Raw genomic sequence first — 14,504 nt, forward strand, 5'->3', positions numbered from 1 at the left:
AAGGATCCCCACCCCCATGAACGACGCTCCCCTCGCCGGTTCCGGACTCGAGTTCGTCAAGCGCGACGGACGCTGGGCCGACCTGGAGCGGTTGCGCAGCGGCAACCCGATGTACGACGCCACGATCGAGGAGATCAAGGGCCGGCGCATCCGGGTCGGCGACCACTGGCTGGCCGACTTCGCCTCGTGCAACTACCTCGGCTTCGACCTCGAGCCCGAGATCATGGACGCCATCGCGCCCGAGGTCTCGCGCTGGGGCACCCACCCGAGCTGGTCCCGCCTGCTCGGCAACCCGGCCCTCTACCCGCAGATCGAGGAGAAGCTGACGGCGCTGCTGGACGCGCCCGACACCCTCGTGATGCCGACGATCACCCACATCCACATGTCGGTGCTGCCGATCCTGGCCGGCAAGGGCATGATCTTCCTGGACTCGCAGGCGCACAAGACGATCTACGACGGTTCCATGTACGCCCGTGGCCTCGGCGCCACCGTGCAGCGCTTCCGCGCCAACGACCACGAGCACCTGCGCGAGCTGCTGGCGGCGGCCCCGGCCGGCGTCTCGAAGATCGTGGCCATGGACGGCGTGAACAGCATGACCGGCAACGCGCCCGACCTGAAGGCGTTCGCCGCGGTCGCCCGCGAGTACGGCGCGCTGCTGTACGTGGACGAGGCGCACGGCTTCGGCGTGATCGGCGAGCGCGGCGCCAACGAGAAGTCCCCGTACGGCCTCAAGGGCAACGCCATCGTCAAGTACAGCGGCGAGACCTACGACAACATCGTGCTCGTCGGCGGCTTCTCGAAGTCGTACTCGTCGCTGATGGCCTTCCTGGCCCTGCCGACCTGGCTCAAGAACCACCTCAAGGTCTCGGCCCCGCCGTACCTGTACTCCGGCCCGGCCCCGACCGCGTCGCTGGCCACGGTCAACGCCGGCCTCGACCTCAACGAGAAGCGCGGCGACGACATCCGCGCCGACCTGTACCGCAAGTCGATGAAGGTGCTCGACCACGTGCGCGCCCTGGGCGTGTACACCCCGAACACCGGCAACACCCCGGTCATCGAGCTGCCGCTGGCTCCCGGCGAGGACATCGACGCCGTCGGCAAGCTGCTGTGGGACCGCGGCATCTACGTCACGCTGGCCGCGTACCCGCTGGTCCCGAAGGACCAGGTCGGCTTCCGGGCCCAGGTGACGGCCGCGAACTCCGACGAGGAGATCGACGAGCTGAACGCCGTGATCAGCGAGCTGGCCGCGGCCGGCAAGCTGCGCCCCGCGGCGCAATGACGCTCGCCGGTCCGCTGGCGCCGCTGCGGCACCGCCAGTTCCGGCTCCTGTGGACCGGGATGAGCGCCTCGCTGGTGGGCGACGGGGTCCTCCTCGTCGCCCTGGCGTGGCAGGTCTACGACCTGTACGGGGCGCCCGCCGCCATGTCGGCGGTGGGCGTCGCCCTCTCCCTGCCCCAGGTGGCCACCCTGCTGTTCGGCGGGGTGGTGAGCGACCGGTTCGACCCGCGCAAGGTCATGCTGGCCTCGGACCTGGTGCGGCTGGGCACCATGAGCACGCTGGCCGTGCTGGCCCTGACCGGGTCGCTGACCTCGCTGTGGCCGATCCTGATAATCGCGGCGGTGCACGGGGCGGCGGCCGGGTTCTTCGGCCCGGCCTTCGACGCGACGGTGCCCCGGGTGGTGCCGGCGGACGACCTGATCGCGGCCAACTCGCTCGACCAGTTCGTCCGGCCGGCCGGCATGCAGATCTTCGGCCCGATGCTGGCCGGCGCGGTCATCGCGGCCGGCGGGGCGGGCTGGGCGTTTGCGGTCAACGCGGCCACGTTCGCCTTGTCCGTGGCCTGCCTGCTGGCGATGAGCCGGATGCCGCTGGCCGCTCCCGCGGACGAGGAAGAGCCGGCGGAGTCGATCTGGCAGGAGATGCGGGCCGGGCTTTCGTACGTGCGGAAGCACGTGTGGCTGTGGGGCACGTTCCTGTCGGCCACGTTCACGTACCTGCTGTTCGTGGGACCGACCGAGGTGCTGCTGCCCTACGTGGTGAAGCACGAGCTGGGGCTGAGCGCGTCGGCGCTGGCCCTGATCCTCACCTCGGGCGGGCTGGGCGCCATCGCCGCGGCGCTGACCGTCGGCTGGCTCGGCATCCCGCGGCGGTTCATGACTTACACGTACGGCGTCTGGGCTGTCGCCACGCTTGCGGTGGCCGGCTACGGCGCGGCGACGCACACCTGGCAGCTGGCCGTGGCGTGCGTGCTGGTCAACGGCCTGGAGGCGGCCGGGACGGTGGCCTGGGCGACCACGAAGCAGCGGTTCGTCCCCGAGGGCATGCTGGGCCGGGTGTCGAGCGTGGACTGGTTCGTCTCGACGGCGCTCCTGCCGCTCTCGTACGCGCTGGCCGCGCCGGTCGCGGGCTGGATCGGCGTGCGCGAGACGCTGATCGGGGCCGGCCTGCTGGGCGCGGTGGTCACGTTCGGCTTCCTGTTCCTGCCCGGCATGCGGCGGGTCGAGAAGCTCGAGTACATCGAGCGTCCCGGTGTTCCTGTCGCGGCTTCGACCCCGGCTCCGGCCGCCGAGAAAGCCGAGGTTCCGGCATGAGCTTGACTCCCGCGCAGGCGGTGCGCGATCTCAGCGAGGCGTTCGCGGCCCGCGACCTGAACGCGGCGCTGGCCTGCTTCGCGCCCGGCGACGATGTCGGCTACGCCGGCTCCGAGAAGGCCGAGACGGCGGTGGGCCGGGCCGAACTGACGGCTCTGCTCGGCGAAGTCTTCTTGCGGACCGAGGCGTACGCGTGGGAAGCGCACGACGTCACGGTGCACACCTTCGGCGACCGGGCGTACGTCTTCGCCGAGGCCGAAGGCGCCGCGCGCCCCGACGACGGCGCCGACGAGAACTTCCCCTACCGGGTGTCGGGCCTGGTGGAGCAGGTGGAGGGACGGTGGCTCTGGCGTCACTGCCAGGGCAGCGAACCCTCCTCCTGAGTCCCGCCCCGGAAGGGTGGGGGATGGGGAAACGGCCGGCCGGTGGGGCTCTCACCGGCCGGCCGTCGCCGTATTGCAACACTCGCGCTTTGGTGCGTGGGGCGCTGACACCCGGGAGCCGGCCGTCATCGTTGGGCAGTAGTGCGGATCACCCTTGCCTTCAAGCGCTTGAGGGCGCGAACACTCGGGTGTCATGACCAACGATTCCGCCACCACCGTTCTTGTCACCGGCGCCACCGGGCACGTGGGCAGCCACTCGGTCGAGCGCCTGCTCGCCGAGGGCTACCGGGTCCGCGTCGTCGTCCGGCACGACGCCCAGGAGCAGGACGTCCGCGCCTTCGCCGGCCCGAGCGACCGCCTGGAGTTCGTGACGGCCGAACTCACCGCCGACGACAACTGGGACAAGGCGGTCGCCGGCGTCCGCTACGTCTGGCATCACGCATCGCCGTTCCCGTCCACTCCGCCGCAGAACGACGACGAGGTGATCGTCCCGGCCCGCGACGGCGCCCTCCGCGTGCTCGCCGCCGCCGGCGCCGCGAACGTGCGACGCGTCGTCCTGACCTCCTCGTACGCCGCCGTCGGCTACTCGCCCAAGCCGGGCGATCACTACGACGAGTCCGACTGGACGAATCCGGACGACGACCTGCCCGCCTACATCCGCTCGAAGGTCATCGCCGAGCGGGCGGCCTGGCAGTACGCGCGGGAGCACGCGGGCGCCGAGCTGACCGTCATCAACCCCACCGGCATCTTCGGGCCGCTGCTCACCGACCGTCTGTCGGCCTCGACCGGACTGGTCAAGGCCCTCCTCGAAGGGGTGGCGCTGCCGCCGCAGGTCTTCGGCGTGGTCGACGTCCGCGACGTGGCCGACCTGCACCTGCGGGCGATGCTGAGCCCGGCCGCCGCCGGTGAGCGGTTCATCGGCGTGGCCGGACCCCCGATCAGCTTCGCCGAGATGGGGCAGATCCTGGCCCGGCATCTTCGGGACCTCGCCGGCCGGGTGCCTGCGGCCGAGCCGACCGGCGACCGGGGATCCAGGCCGGTGATCAGCAACGCCAAGGCCCGTGAGGTGCTCGGCTGGCGGCCGCGCGAGGTGGCCACGACGATCGCCGACACCGCCGACAGCCTGCTGCGGCTGGGCCTGGTCAGAAGCGTTTGAGGACCTCTTCGACCCGCTCGACGATGGCCGCGTCGTCCTCGCCCCGGCCCCGGGCCGCCCACAGCTCCGCCTTGAGCGTGAGGTATTCGTGGCGCACGCGGAGCCGTTCGATCTCGGCGGCGAGCTGGCCGGCCTGGGCGGCGAACAGCCCGTTCAGCTCGCCGGCCTTCTCGGTGCCGTGCGCGAGAAGACGTACGTAATCGCGAAGTCCGTCGACGCTCACCCCGGACGACCGCAGGCAGGCGAGCGCCTCGACCCGCTCGGCGGTGGCCGCGTCGTAGCGGCGGTGGCCCGTCTCGGGATCGCGGCCGACCGTGCCCAGCAGGCCGGTCTTCTCGTAGTAGCGCAGGGTCGGCTCGCTGAACCCGCTGCGGCGGGACATCTCGAGGATGGTCAGAGGTCTGGTCACCCCACCATCTTCTCGATCAGGTCGGCCGCGCGAGTGACGCCGCCCTCGGCGCGTACGTCGTGCTTCAAGCGCTCGCTGCGGGCGGCCACCTCAGGGTCGGCGGTCAGGGCCAGCAGGTGCTCGCGCAGCTCGCCGGCGGTGACCGTGGCCGACTCGACCACCCGGGCCACGCCCAGGGCGGCCAGCTGCTCGGCGTTGGCGAACTGGTCGGCCGCCTGCGGGGCCGCGATCATCGGGGTGCCGCAGTACAGGCCCTCGCTGCTGCCGCCCATGCCGGCGTGGGTGAGGAAGGCGTCGGCCTGCTCGAGGACGGAGAGCTGCGGCACCCACGGGTGCAGCTCGACCGACTCCGGGACGTCGCCGAGCTCGGCCGGGTCGACCGCGCGTCCGATCTGCAGCACGGTGTGCCAGCCCGGCAGCGACCCGAAGGCGGCCACGCAGCGGCGATAGAACTCGGGGTGGTTGGTGAAGGCCGAGCCGAGCGACACCAGCAGCACCTTCCCGGCGCCGGCGGGCCGCGTCCAAGTGCCCTGCGACGACCGGTCGCCGAGGACCGGCCCGACGAAGTCGTAGACGGCCGGATTCACGCGATCGGCGTTCGGCTGCAGGGCGCGCGGAATCAGCACCAGCGCGTGGTCGGGGCGGCCCTGGAAGGCCATGCTGTCCGTGGTGGACGAGCCCTCGGCGGTCAGCCATTCAGTGAAGCGGTCGTAGTAGGCGGCGCCGCGGGGGTCGGCGCGCATCGCCTCGACCATCGGCGCCATCTCGTCCTCGTAGCCGTCCCAGGCCACGTAGGTGGGGGAGAGCTGCACCGACGGGATGCCCCACTGCTCGGCCAGCAGCCGGGCCGGGGCGCCCGCGATGTCGTACAGGAAAAGATCGGGCCTGTCCTCGGCGTACGCCGCCCGCAGCTGGGGCAGCATCGCGATCGCGTCGTCGAGGAACATCGTGAGCTGGGCGATCGGGTCGAGGTCGTCGTGCGTCTCGGCCGGGGGCAGGGTCGACGCGTACGGCTTGAGCTCGGCGCCGAGGCTGGTGACGGCCTCGGCGAAGGAAGGGTCGTTGGCGTAGGTCACGCGATGACCCCGTCGAACCAGCTCGCGTACGACCTCCGCGCTCGGGTTGACGTGACCGTGGAACGGAATGCTGACCATGGCGATGTGCGGCACGGAAAGCTCCTCGCTGTCGTCGATGGCGAGACGATACGTCTCGTCTCGCGACGCCGTCAAGACGAGACGTCTCGTCTCGCCAAGCGGTCCGGGCGCCGGTAGGGTGAGCGCGTGCCCGATGTGAACCGTCGTAGTGAGCAGTCGCGCCGCGCGATCATGTGGGCGACGATGTCGATGGTGGGCGACACCGGGTACGCCCGGATGACGGTCGAGGCGATCGCCTCCCGGGCCGGGGTTGGCAAGCAGACGATCTACCGGTGGTGGCCGCGGGGCAAGGCCGCCCTGGTGCTCGACGCGCTGGCCGAGAACGTCGCGACCGGCCCGGCCGCGCTGCCCGACTCGGGCGACCTCGAGGCCGACCTGCGGACGGTCGTGCGGGCCACCGTGGCCGAGTTCGCCGACCCGAAGCTGTCCGCGACCACCCGGGCGCTGACCGTCGAGACGCTGGCCGACGACGACCTCGCGGCTCAGGTGCGCGACCGGCTGCTGCGGCCGCAGCTCGACGCCGTGCGCGACCGCCTGGAAGCCGCTCGCGACGCCGGCCACGTCCGGGCCGGGGCCGACCTCGACCACGCCGTGGAGTCGATCTTCGGCCCGATCTTCCATCGCTGGCTGCTGCGCACCGGGCCGCTCACCGACGAGTACGCCGAAGGACTGCTGCAACACGTGATGGCCGCGCTCCGGTGAGGAACGCGGCCATCCGAGCGGGGGTCAGGCAGTCGTGAGGGTCGGGGCCTGCACCTCGGTCACCAGGCCGGTGGCCAGGCTGTACTGGGCGGGCACGGCCGTGACGGCGCCGCGGCGCAGGGCGGCGTCGACCATGGAGGAGCGTTCGCGCAGCAGCTCGAGGGTGTGCAACGAGTGCTGGGCGCCGATCTCGGCCGCGGTGGTGGCGCCGGCGCGGCGGGCGCGGGCCACGTTCGGGGCGATGCGCTCGGCAATGTCGCGGATGTAGCCGGGCGGCACCAGGCCCTCGTCGACCACCCGGGTGGCCGCCGCGACGGCGCCGCAGCCCTCGTGGCCGAGGACGACGATCAGCGAGACGCCCAGCACCTCGACGGCGTACTCGACCGAGCCGAGCGCAGCCGCGTCGACGACGTGACCCGCCGTGCGCACGACGAACAGGTCGCCCAGGCCCTGATCGAACAGGATCTCGGCCGGCACCCGGGAGTCGGAGCAGCCCAGCACCAGTGCGAACGGGTTCTGCGACTCGTTGAGCTGGGCCCGGCGGGCGGCGCCACGGTCGGCGGCGGCCGTGCTGCGGTCCTGGGTGAAGCGCAGGTTGCCCTCGAGCAGGCGGTTCCAGGGGGATGCGTTGCTTGCCATGTGGGGGGACTCCGGTCAGTTGAGGATGGCGCCGGTGACGGCGACCTGTTCGGTGAGGACGCCGCCGATCAACCGCTGGGTCTGGTTGATCTCTTCGACGGCGGTGTGGATCTCGGCCAGCGACGCGGTGACGGCGTCCACGCGGGACTGGATGGCGCTGACCTTGGTGCCGACCTCGGCGGTGGCCCGCTCGGTCTCGTCGGACAAGGCCTTGACCTCGCCGGCCACGACGGCGAAGCCCTTGCCGGCCTCGCCCGCCCGGGCCGACTCGATGGTGGCGTTGAGGGCGAGCAGCTTGGTCTGGGCGGCGATGGACTGGATGGTCTGCGCCACCTGGCTGATCTCGGCGCTGGCCCGGCCGAGGGCGGCGACCTGCTGGTTGGCCTCGACGGTGAGCCGTTCGCCCTGCTCGGCCACGGTGGCGGCCGAGGTGACGTTGCGCTCGACCTCGGCGATCGAGTCGAGCAGCGTACGGCCGGCGGTGTGCAGGTGCTCGGTCGAGACGAACCGCTCGAGCGCCTGCCCGACCAGGTAGGCCGTGTTGCGCAGGGCGGCCTCGCGGCCCGGGTACATGATCAGCGTCCGGGTCGCGAAGAAGTCCATGGTGCCGATGAACTGGCCGCCGACCTTGATCGGCAGGCACACGCCGGACTTGACCCCGGCCGCCTGTGCGGCCGGACGGCGTACGCAATCGGTCAGTTCGCCCAGATCTTCGACGAAGACCAGATCGTCGCGGGCCCAGGCCCGGCCCGACAGCCCGACGCCTTTGGCGAAGGAGGCCGACATCGTGACCCGGCGGAACTCGGCCCCGGCGTCGCCCGACTCGAGCGAGAAGCGCAGCTCGGAGCCGGTCTCGTCGAGCAGCCAGAACGAGCCGTACTGCCAGTCGAAGTCCTGGCGGATGGTCTCCAGCGCCGACCGCAGGGCCTGGTCGCGGCTGGTGGCCTGGGTCAGCTCGCGGATCACGGTGGAGACGGCGTGCACGTCCTGGGCCGCCTTCTCCTGGCGGACCGCCTCGTGCAGGCGGGCCAGCGCGCCCGAGACCAGCTGGCCGACCGCCCGCAGCACGGCGAGCCGGCCCTCGGACGGGTGCAGCTCCTCGGTGGCGAAGAAGTCCATCGTGCCGACGACCTTGTCGTCCTCGACGAGCGGGAAGCAGACGCCGCTGCGGACACCGGCGCGGGCCGCGACCGGCGCCCGCACGCAGTCGGTGACGTCGGCTATGTTGCCGACGAAGACCAGGTCGCGGCTGCGCCAGGTGCGCCCGGACAGGCCCACGCCCGGGGCGAACGAGGCCTCCAGGGTGACCCGCCGGAACTCCTCGTTGACCGTGCCGCTCTCCTGGGCGAAGCGGAGCACCTTGCCGGCCGGGTCGAGCTGCCAGTACGAGCCGTAGGCCCAGCCGAACAGACTTCGCACCTGGTCAAGCGCGCTGCCGATGGCCTGCTCGGGCGACGTGGCGCTCTCCATCGACCGCATGATCGCGGTGATGGCGGCCACGTCGGCCTTGGACTCGGACAGCTCGGCGCTGATCCGCTCGGACTCGGCGCGTCTACCGCTACGGAACAACGCTGCTCCCCTCGGACGACCGGCACGGTGCCGTCGTTCAGGGATCCTTCGGTTGCCGGCGGGCCCGCTTGAAAGATCGCGAGCGTGCGGTTGAGTGCAAATCGGTAGCAGCTCGGGCAGGGTGAGGTCATGCGACTTTCGATCTGGCCCGGCGCCGGGCAGAGCTTTGCCGACGTGCTCGAGGTGTCCCGGCACGCCGAGCGGACGGGATGGGACGGCGTCTGGTTCGCCGACCACTTCATGCCGAACTCGGCGCCGGGGGAGGACGACACGTGGCCCGTGCTCGAGTGCGGCTCGGTGGTGGCGGCGCTGGCGGCGGCGGTGCCGCGGGTGCGGATCGGCACGCTCGTCTACGGCATGACCTATCGGCACCCGGCCGTGCTGGCCAACATGGCGGCCACCGTCGACCAGATCAGCGGCGGGCGGTTCGTGCTCGGTGTCGGGGCCGGCTGGCAGGTCAACGAGCATGAGCAATACGGGATCGAGCTGCCCCCGATCAAGCCGCGCATCGACCGGTTCGTCGAGGGGCTGCAAGTGCTGCGCGGGCTGCTGAACGAGCCGCGCACCACCGTGGACGGAACGTACTACCAGGTCACCGACGCGGTCTGCGAGCCCAAGCCGGTGCGGCAGCCGATGCCACTGCTGATCGGGGCCAAGGGCGAGAAGCGGATGCTGCGGGTGGTGGCCGAGCACGCCGACGAATGGAACTGCTGGGGGCGGCCCGACCTGGTGGCGCACAAGTCAGCCGTACTGGACGAGCACTGCGCAGCCGTAGGGCGGGACCCGGCGGCGATCGCGCGCACGGCACAGGCGCTCGTGGTGGTGGACGGTCCGCTGCCCGAGGGCACCACGCCGGTCATCGGCGGATCACCGGAAAAGCTCGCCGAGGACGTCACCGCGTACGCGGAAATCGGTCTCGACGAGCTGATCGTCCCGGACGGCCTGCTCGGCACGGGCGCCGAGCGTCTGAAGGCGATGGATGTGATCCGCGGGCTCGTCGCTCAGTGACCGGCGACGACCGCCTCGGCCACGCGACGTAGCTGCTCGTGGTCGGGCTGGAAGCCGGCGGCGATGTCCGCGTGCAGACCCGCCTTGGCGCCCTCGAACAGCTGCCGGGTGACCTCTTCGACGCTTTCCCCGGCGTACGCGTGCCGGACCTTTTCCGTCGCGGCCTGAAGCGCCGAGGTCAACTGCTCCTCGAGCGGGCCCCGCAGCTTCTCCTCGACCGGATTGAGAGTGCGCGGATCCAATGTGACCTGCGGCTCGGCGGTCATCGTCTCCCCCTGTGGTGATCGGCGTGACGCGGATACCCAGCCGCGTCACGCCGCTAAACGACCGCGCGGCCGCGGATCACAAGAATGCATTTCTGGTTTGTTACTTCACCGTGTGGGGCAGGACAACCACTGGCCGTCAAGTGATCAAGATCACTGACGTGTTACCGGCCGGATGGAGGGTCAATGGCGATCACGGACCAGCATCCGCAACGGCGCACCCGGCGTGCTCGGGCACTCGCGGCGGGGGCCGCGCTAGCCCTGACGGCGCCGATGGCAGCCTGCGGATCCGACGACGGGGGAGTGCCCGTCCTCAACTTCTACAACTCACCCGTCGAGAACATGCAGAGCGTCGTCGACCGGTGCAACCAGGAGGCGGCGGGTAAGTACAAGATCTCGTACCAGGTGCTGCCGCGGCAGGCCGACGACCAGCGGGTGCAGATGGTCCGCCGGCTCGCCGCCAAGGACGACAGCATGGACATCCTCGGCATGGACGTGACCTGGACCCAGGAGTTCGCCAGCGCGAACTGGATCCGGGAGATCACCGGGGACCTCAAGAACGAGGTGGAGAGCGAGACGCTCGAACCGGCGGTCGCCTCCGCGCAGTACAACGACAAGCTGTACGCGGCGCCCAACAACACCAACGTGCAGCTGCTCTGGTACCGCAAGGACCTGGTGCCGACGCCGCCGAAGACCTGGGACGAAATGATCAAGATGTCCCAGCAGCTCAAGGCCGAGGGCAAGACCTACCAGGTGATGACCATGGGGGCCCAGTACGAGGGCCTGGTCGTGCTCTACAACAGCCTGGTCGCGAGCGCGGACGGGCACGTGGTCGACGAGAGCGGCCAGAAGGCCGTGATGGACGAGGGTGCGCTGAAGGGCCTGGAGACCCTGAAGACCTTCGCCACTGCGGGCGTGACCAGCCCGTCCTTCTCGAACGCGGTCGAGGACGACGTCCGCCGCGCGTTCCAGGCCGGCGGCGGCGCGTTCCAGCTCAACTGGCCGTTCGTGTGGGCCTCGATGGTGCAGGAGGCGCCCGACCTGGCCAAGAACGTCGGCTGGGCCCGCTACCCGGCGATCGACGCCAACACGCCCAGCAAGACGACCATCGGCGGCTCCGAGCAGGCCGTCAGCGCGTACAGCAAGCACCCCGACCTGGCCTTCGAGGCGATCCGGTGCCTGCGCGGCCCGGAGAGCCAGCTGTTCCTGGCCACCAAGTCGGGGCAGGCGCCCTCGATCGAGTCGGTCTACAACGACCCGTCGATGACCGAGGCCTACCCGATGAAGGACGTGCTGCTCGAGGAGCTGAAGACCTCGGCGCCACGGCCGCGGACCCCGGCGTACCAGAACCTCTCGACCGTGGTGTCGGCCGAGCTGTCCCCACCGGCGTCGATCGAACCGCAGCAGACGGCTGACTCGCTCCGCGACTCGATCCAGGCCGCCATCGACTCGAAGGGAGTGCTGCCGTGACCGTCGTTTCCCGGCAGAAGGCCGCTTCCCCGGAGGCCGCGGTCCCGTCGCGTCGCGCCGGGCTGAGCGAGGGCAAGAAGCAGGAACGCCGGCTCGGCTGGCTGCTCTGCGCGCCCGCCGCGCTCGTCATGGTGGCGGTGACGGCGTACCCGATCCTCTACTCGATCTGGCTGTCGCTGCAGCGCTACGACCTCAAGTTCCCCGAGAACCGCGAGTTCATCGGGCTGGCCAACTACGCCACGGTGCTGACCAACAACTACTGGTGGACGGCGTTCGGCGTCACCATGCTGATCACTGTCATCTCGGTCGCCGTGGAGCTTGTGCTCGGCATGGGGCTGGCGCTGATCATGCACCGGACCATCATCGGGCGCGGGCTGGTGCGGACCAGCGCCCTCATCCCGTACGGCATCGTGACCGTGGTCGCCGCCTTCAGCTGGCGGTACGCGTGGACGCCGGGCACGGGCTATCTGGCCAACCTGTTCTCACCGGAGGGCGCGCCCCTCACCGAACGGGCCAGCGCGCTCGCGATCATCATCTTCGCCGAGATCTGGAAGACCACGCCGTTCATGGCCCTGCTGCTGATGGCGGGCCTCGCCCTCGTGCCGGACGACCTGCTCAAGGCGGCCTCGATGGACGGCGCCTCGTGGTGGCAGCGGTTCACCAAGGTGATGCTGCCGGTGATGAAGCCGGCCATCCTCGTCGCGCTGCTGTTCCGCACGCTCGACGCCTTCCGGATCTTCGACAACATCTACGTGCTCTCGGCCGGCGCCAACGAGACGTCCTCGGTCTCGATGATCGCCTACAACAACCTGATGAAGGGCCTCAACCTCGGCATCGGCTCGACCATGTCGGTGCTCATCTTCCTCACCGTGGCGATCATCGCATTCATCTTCGTGAAGCTGTTCGGCACGGCGGCCCCCGGTAGCGACGACGTCGATGGGAGGCGCTGATGGCCGTCGAGACCACCTCCGCCAAGGTCAAATGGGGTCTGCTGGACGCGCTCGTCGTCGTGTTCGCGCTGATCCCCGTGCTGTGGATCGTCTCGCTGTCGTTCAAGACGGCGGCGACGCTCACCGACGGCAACTTCATCCCGCGCGAATGGACCTGGGACAACTACAAACTGATCTTCCAGACCGACCAGTTCGTACGGGCCCTGGTCAACTCGATCGGCATCGCGCTCATCTCGACCGTGATCGCCGTCGTCCTGGGCACCATGGCCGCGTACGCGATCAGCCGGCTCGACTTCCCGGGCAAGAAGGCGCTCGTCGGCGTCTCCCTGCTGATCGCCATGTTCCCGCAGGTGTCGCTGGTGTCGCCGCTGTTCAACATCGAGCGCAACCTGGGGATCTTCGACACCTGGCTCGGGCTGATCCTGCCGTACATCACGTTCGCGCTGCCGCTGGCGATCTACACCTTGTCGGCCTTCTTCAAGCAGATTCCGTGGGACCTGGAGAAGGCCGCCAAGATGGACGGCGCCACCCAGGGCGAGGCCTTCCGCAAGGTGATCGCGCCGCTGGCCGCGCCCGGCGTGTTCACCACGGCGATCCTGGTCTTCATCTTCTGCTGGAACGACTTCCTGTTCGCCATCTCGCTGACCTCGACCGAGCAGTCCCGCACGGTCCCGGTGGCGTTGTCGTTCTTCACCGGTGCCTCGCAGTTCGAGGACCCCACCGGCGCGATCTCCGCGGCCGCCGTGGTGATCACGATCCCGATCATCCTGTTCGTGCTGTTCTTCCAGCGGCGCATCGTCGCCGGTCTCACCTCCGGCGCCGTGAAGGGTTAGGTAGCGATGGCTGACATTGTTCTGGACAAGGTGACCAAGAAGTACCCGGACGGGACCACCGCGGTGCACGAGATCGACCTGGAGATCGCCGACGGCGAGTTCATCATCCTGGTCGGGCCGTCCGGCTGCGGGAAGTCGACGACGCTCAACATGATCGCCGGGCTCGAGGACATCTCGTCGGGCGAGCTGCGGATCGCCGGGGAGCGGGTCAACGACAAAGCCCCCAAGGACAGGGACATCGCGATGGTGTTCCAGTCGTACGCGCTCTACCCGAACATGACGGTGGGCGAGAACATGGCCTTCCCGCTGAAGCTGGCCAAGATGCCCAAGGCCGAGATCGACAAGAAGGTGGCCGAGGCGGCGAAGGTGCTGGAGCTGACCGAGTACCTGAACCGCAAGCCGGCCAACCTGTCCGGCGGGCAGCGGCAGCGGGTGGCGATGGGCCGGGCGATCGTCCGCTCGCCGAAGGCGTTCCTGATGGACGAGCCGCTCTCCAACCTGGACGCCAAACTGCGGGTCCAGATGCGTACGCAGGTGTCGCGCCTGCAGAAGCAGCTGAACACGACGACGGTCTACGTGACACACGACCAGACCGAGGCGATGACGCTGGGCGACCGGGTCGTGGTGATGCGGGGCGGCTACATCCAGCAGGTGGGCGACCCGCAGACCCTGTACGACAACCCGCACAACCTGTTCGTGGCCGGGTTCATCGGCTCGCCGTCGATGAACTTCCTGCCGGCCACGGTCGAGGAGTCGAAGCTGCGGACGCCGCTGGGCGACCTGCCGCTGGGCGACCGGGTGCGGCGGGCGCTCAGCGGGGCGGACGCTCCCCGGCAGGTCATCCTGGGCATCCGGCCCGAGCACTTCGAGGACGCCCGGCTGATCGAGGAGCACCAGCGGGCCAAGGGCTTCGAGTTCACGGCCCCGGTCGACCTGGTCGAGTCGATGGGCTCGGACAAGTACGTCTACCTGACGGTCGAGGGCGAGCACGCCGTGGCCGCCGACCTCGAAGACCTGGCCGCCGACGCCGGCGGAGCCGACCTGCCACCCCAGGACAACCTGGTCACGCGCCTGTCAGCCGAGTCCCGCGTCCGCGACGGCGCCGACGCCCGGGTCTGGATGAACCTCGACAAAATCCACCTCTTCGACCCCCGCGACGGCCACAACCTCACCCTCCACGAGGGCCAGGCCGCGGGAGTCAACGCCGCCTGACCCGCTCCCACCCAGGGCGCCCGGCCTCCCCGCCGGGCGCCCTGTTCTTGCCCGGCCATCCTCGCCGCGCGCTCTGTTCTCCCCGGCCTCCTCGCTGGGCGCACTGCTGTCGCCCGGCCTTGCTTGCCGGGTGTTCTGTTCTTGCTCGGCCTCCTAGCCGGGGC

At 70.2% G+C, this 14,504-nt stretch carries 15 protein-coding genes and 1 pseudogene; 10 read left to right on the plus strand and 6 right to left on the minus strand.

All coding sequences use genetic code 11. From position 1 onward, the window contains the following. Positions 1–16 precede the first annotated feature (16 nt). The 4 genes from OWR29_RS13175 to OWR29_RS13190 all read left to right on the plus strand — a co-directional run bounded on the left by OWR29_RS13175 (position 17) and on the right by OWR29_RS13190 (position 4,131). Positions 17–1,279, plus strand: a complete 1,263-nt coding sequence (locus OWR29_RS13175) for an aminotransferase class I/II-fold pyridoxal phosphate-dependent enzyme (protein WP_267563011.1) — start codon at positions 17–19, stop codon at positions 1,277–1,279. Next, complete coding sequence (locus OWR29_RS13180; RefSeq protein WP_267563012.1) at positions 1,276–2,592, plus strand: MFS transporter; 1,317 nt, start codon at positions 1,276–1,278, stop codon at positions 2,590–2,592. Before OWR29_RS13175 ends, OWR29_RS13180 begins: the two co-directional genes overlap by 4 nt. Beyond that, complete coding sequence (locus OWR29_RS13185; protein ID WP_267563013.1) at positions 2,589–2,975, plus strand: YybH family protein; 387 nt, start codon at positions 2,589–2,591, stop codon at positions 2,973–2,975. The genes OWR29_RS13180 and OWR29_RS13185 overlap by 4 nt, the downstream gene beginning before the upstream one ends. Positions 2,976–3,168: 193 nt before the next feature. Next, positions 3,169–4,131 (plus strand): SDR family oxidoreductase, encoded by a 963-nt coding sequence (locus OWR29_RS13190; RefSeq protein WP_267563014.1) that lies wholly within the window; start codon positions 3,169–3,171, stop codon positions 4,129–4,131. On the opposite strand, the gene OWR29_RS13195 is transcribed toward OWR29_RS13190, so the two are convergent. Then, positions 4,118–4,540, minus strand: coding sequence for a MerR family transcriptional regulator (locus OWR29_RS13195; protein ID WP_267563016.1), 423 nt, complete (start codon positions 4,538–4,540; stop codon positions 4,118–4,120). The genes OWR29_RS13190 and OWR29_RS13195 overlap by 14 nt on opposite strands. Beyond that, a complete protein-coding gene (locus OWR29_RS13200; protein ID WP_438872591.1) occupies positions 4,537–5,694 on the minus strand; it encodes a macrolide family glycosyltransferase in 1,158 nt (385 codons plus the stop codon). Before OWR29_RS13200 ends, OWR29_RS13195 begins: the two co-directional genes overlap by 4 nt. Before the next feature lie 126 nt (positions 5,695–5,820). Here OWR29_RS13200 and OWR29_RS13205 point away from each other — a divergent pair, with 126 nt between their 5' ends. Beyond that, entirely contained in the window at positions 5,821–6,396 is a 576-nt protein-coding gene (locus OWR29_RS13205) for a TetR/AcrR family transcriptional regulator (protein ID WP_438872584.1), read from the plus strand. Between the two features lie 24 nt (positions 6,397–6,420). Here the strand turns inward: OWR29_RS13205 and OWR29_RS13210 are convergent, their stop codons facing one another. The 3 genes and pseudogenes from OWR29_RS13210 to OWR29_RS48275 form a co-directional block, all read right to left on the minus strand. Continuing rightward, complete coding sequence (locus OWR29_RS13210) at positions 6,421–7,035, minus strand: carbonic anhydrase (protein ID WP_267563018.1); 615 nt, start codon at positions 7,033–7,035, stop codon at positions 6,421–6,423. Between the two features lie 15 nt (positions 7,036–7,050). Continuing rightward, positions 7,051–7,452 carry a methyl-accepting chemotaxis protein gene (locus OWR29_RS48270; RefSeq protein ID WP_438872592.1) on the minus strand — a complete coding sequence of 134 codons (402 nt, stop codon included), beginning with the start codon at positions 7,450–7,452 and terminating at the stop codon, positions 7,051–7,053. Positions 7,453–7,557: 105 nt separating this feature from the next. Next, a pseudogene (locus OWR29_RS48275) lies at positions 7,558–8,514 on the minus strand (GAF domain-containing protein); the annotation flags it as partial. A 219-nt stretch (positions 8,515–8,733) separates the two neighbouring features. On the opposite strand from OWR29_RS48275, the gene OWR29_RS13220 reads away from it, so the two are divergent. Beyond that, positions 8,734–9,612, plus strand: coding sequence for a TIGR03560 family F420-dependent LLM class oxidoreductase (locus OWR29_RS13220; protein ID WP_267563019.1), 879 nt, complete (start codon positions 8,734–8,736; stop codon positions 9,610–9,612). Here OWR29_RS13220 and OWR29_RS13225 read toward each other — a convergent pair. Continuing rightward, the gene (locus OWR29_RS13225; protein WP_267563020.1) at positions 9,606–9,878 is read right to left on the minus strand and encodes a hypothetical protein; all 273 of its coding nucleotides are present in this window, start codon (positions 9,876–9,878) and stop codon (positions 9,606–9,608) included. The genes OWR29_RS13220 and OWR29_RS13225 overlap by 7 nt on opposite strands. A 183-nt stretch (positions 9,879–10,061) precedes the next feature. Between OWR29_RS13225 and OWR29_RS13230 the strand changes: the two genes are divergently transcribed. From OWR29_RS13230 to OWR29_RS13245, 4 genes are read left to right on the plus strand one after another with little or no spacing between them, the layout of a single operon-like run. Beyond that, a complete protein-coding gene (locus tag OWR29_RS13230; protein WP_267563021.1) occupies positions 10,062–11,345 on the plus strand; it encodes an ABC transporter substrate-binding protein in 1,284 nt (427 codons plus the stop codon). Further along, the gene (locus tag OWR29_RS13235) at positions 11,342–12,295 is read left to right on the plus strand and encodes a carbohydrate ABC transporter permease (protein ID WP_438872585.1); all 954 of its coding nucleotides are present in this window, start codon (positions 11,342–11,344) and stop codon (positions 12,293–12,295) included. Before OWR29_RS13230 ends, OWR29_RS13235 begins: the two co-directional genes overlap by 4 nt. Next, on the plus strand, positions 12,295–13,128 hold the full coding sequence (locus tag OWR29_RS13240) for a carbohydrate ABC transporter permease (RefSeq protein ID WP_267563022.1): 834 nt from the start codon (positions 12,295–12,297) through the stop codon (positions 13,126–13,128). Before OWR29_RS13235 ends, OWR29_RS13240 begins: the two co-directional genes overlap by 1 nt. A 6-nt stretch (positions 13,129–13,134) precedes the next feature. After that, positions 13,135–14,340, plus strand: a complete 1,206-nt coding sequence (locus OWR29_RS13245; protein WP_267563024.1) for an ABC transporter ATP-binding protein — start codon at positions 13,135–13,137, stop codon at positions 14,338–14,340. Positions 14,341–14,504 lie beyond the last annotated feature (164 nt).

The organism is Paractinoplanes pyxinae (genome assembly GCF_026626335.1).
Lineage (GTDB): Bacteria > Actinomycetota > Actinomycetes > Mycobacteriales > Micromonosporaceae > Actinoplanes > Actinoplanes pyxinae.

Excerpts from the sequence above, each read along its gene's own strand:
- OWR29_RS13175 (WP_267563011.1), top strand. The coding sequence starts at position 17 with ATGAACGACGCTCCCCTCGCCGGTTCCGGACTCGAGTTCGTCAAGCGC.
- OWR29_RS13230 (WP_267563021.1), top strand. The coding sequence starts at position 10,062 with ATGGCGATCACGGACCAGCATCCGCAACGGCGCACCCGGCGTGCTCGG.
- OWR29_RS13240 (WP_267563022.1), top strand. The coding sequence starts at position 12,295 with ATGGCCGTCGAGACCACCTCCGCCAAGGTCAAATGGGGTCTGCTGGAC.
- OWR29_RS13225 (WP_267563020.1), bottom strand. The coding sequence starts at position 9,878 with ATGACCGCCGAGCCGCAGGTCACATTGGATCCGCGCACTCTCAATCCG.
- OWR29_RS13180 (WP_267563012.1), top strand. The coding sequence starts at position 1,276 with ATGACGCTCGCCGGTCCGCTGGCGCCGCTGCGGCACCGCCAGTTCCGG.
- OWR29_RS13190 (WP_267563014.1), top strand. The coding sequence starts at position 3,169 with ATGACCAACGATTCCGCCACCACCGTTCTTGTCACCGGCGCCACCGGG.
- OWR29_RS13200 (WP_438872591.1), bottom strand. The coding sequence starts at position 5,694 with ATGGTCAGCATTCCGTTCCACGGTCACGTCAACCCGAGCGCGGAGGTC.
- OWR29_RS13220 (WP_267563019.1), top strand. The coding sequence starts at position 8,734 with ATGCGACTTTCGATCTGGCCCGGCGCCGGGCAGAGCTTTGCCGACGTG.
- OWR29_RS13210 (WP_267563018.1), bottom strand. The coding sequence starts at position 7,035 with ATGGCAAGCAACGCATCCCCCTGGAACCGCCTGCTCGAGGGCAACCTG.
- OWR29_RS13185 (WP_267563013.1), top strand. The coding sequence starts at position 2,589 with ATGAGCTTGACTCCCGCGCAGGCGGTGCGCGATCTCAGCGAGGCGTTC.
- OWR29_RS13245 (WP_267563024.1), top strand. The coding sequence starts at position 13,135 with ATGGCTGACATTGTTCTGGACAAGGTGACCAAGAAGTACCCGGACGGG.